The following is a 1721-nucleotide window of genomic DNA, read 5'->3' as shown; positions in this document are numbered from 1 at the left end:
CTCGTTCTAGAAGCTGATGGATCGATTCTAGGGTGTGTTTAGTATTGGCATTATTGCCGGAGACAAATAACCGCAAAACATAACCCTTGGGACTAGGATTGGTATAGTCAGAGTCAGCATTAATCCCTGAAGTGGTTGGGTGGCGCTCCTGATAACGGAGAATCAGATCGTGGGATTGCCAAAGTTGGGGAAACTGCTGACGATAGGTTTCTAAGATAGTGGGATTAGAGGATTGTTCCTGCCAGGGTACAGTAAACCAAGCTCGATCGTCCGTGGCGAAAATAGCATTTAATAAAGGCTGATAGCGACGGACAAGGGGATAGACTTCGGCTCTAGTATGAATACGGTGACTGTAGGGATCTCGCCAGCGATCGATGGTAGCAGTAAAACTAGGAACTAAAAAATGGGGGGGTTCTGGCAACCCTAAAGCGGACTGGAGAGCAGCGCAGAGATTCAGATGCCAATGAGTTTGTTTATCAGGATCGATACAGTAAATTAGATCGCCCCCGGGGGTAAACAGGGCGATGCCTTTAAAAATATCGGGCAACACAATCGTGGAAGTGATCACTTGAGGGGTTCCCCTAGAGAATAAGTAGGAGCTTCTATTTTTCTAGCCTACTAAACTCTTGATCCCTGAAGAATTTCCTTCAGGGTTTTTCTAGATTCTACCCCGCATCATCATGGCCATTTCATTGGGGACCGGGGACATGGCCAAGGCGACCTCATCGCTAATCCGTCCTTCTTGATAGAGGCTAAACAGGGATTGATTAGTGGTAATCATGCCGTGGTATTCGCCGTCTCTCATTAATTCGATAATTTCGTCATTTTTGCCCCCGCGAATGTAATCTTTGACGGCCTCTGTATTGACGAGAATATCGTAAAAAGCAGCCCGTTTACCGTCGGTGGTGCGACATAAACCCTGGGAAATAATACAAACTAAAGATTCTGCGATCGCAACCAGCAGGGCTTCCCGTTCCTCGGCACTATAAAGAGTTAAAATCCGGTCAAGGGTTTTTACAGAGCTGCTGGTGTGCAGGGTTCCCAGGACTAAGTGACCGGTTTGGGCAGCTTTCAGGGCAGTATTAACGGTGGCTTTGTCCCGCATCTCCCCCACCAGAATAATATCTGGGTCTTCCCGCAAACAGGCTTTTAGGGCATTATCGAACTCTTGGGTGTGTATTCCCACTTCCCGTTGTTTGATCAAACTGCGACGACTTTTATGGATAAATTCGATCGGGTCTTCGATGGTGATAATATGTTTGGCTTGTTCTTTATTGATGTAATCGATCATGGCTGCTAGGGTGGTGGATTTCCCCGAACCCGTCGGACCGGTGATTAAAATCAATCCCTTCTGCACATCACACACATCCCGAAACACTATCGGTAGGCCCAATTGTTCCATCGTGGGGATTTTCATGGGAATCAGACGCAAAACCATCCCCGGACCGCGCAGACTTTCAAAGATATTAATCCGCGCTCTAGCGAATTGGTACTGAGTCGCACCGTCAAATTCTAGGTCTTTTTTAAAGCGAAGGATTTCTTCTTCACCGAGGATTTCGCGTAACCAACTATAAAAAGTGTTGATGTCAATTTCAGGATAGTCGAGAATAATCATTTCGCCACGATCCCGCATCCGGGGTTGTTCTCCAACCCCGAGGTGAACGTCCGAATAACCCCGCTCAAAGGCAATCCGAACCAAATGCTCTAAGGTGGGTTGATTG

At 47.1% G+C, this 1721-nt stretch carries 2 protein-coding genes; both read right to left on the bottom strand.

Annotation, left to right across the window (positions count from 1 at the left end):
• The coding region (locus PX484_RS22280; RefSeq protein WP_288105536.1) for a thioredoxin domain-containing protein at window positions 1-568 on the bottom strand (568 nt) is incomplete at its 3' end.
• Between the two features lie 90 nt (window positions 569-658).
• Window positions 659-1721, bottom strand: a 1063-nt coding sequence (locus tag PX484_RS22275) for a type IV pilus twitching motility protein PilT (protein WP_288105534.1), incomplete at its 5' end; no start/stop codon positions are given.

It is taken from the genome of Microcystis sp. M49636_WE2 (assembly GCF_030065375.1).
GTDB classification, from domain to species: domain Bacteria; phylum Cyanobacteriota; class Cyanobacteriia; order Cyanobacteriales; family Microcystaceae; genus Microcystis; species Microcystis aeruginosa_C.
Note: the sequence above shows the minus strand (reverse complement) of the source record. Positions and strands in the feature narration are given on the sequence as shown.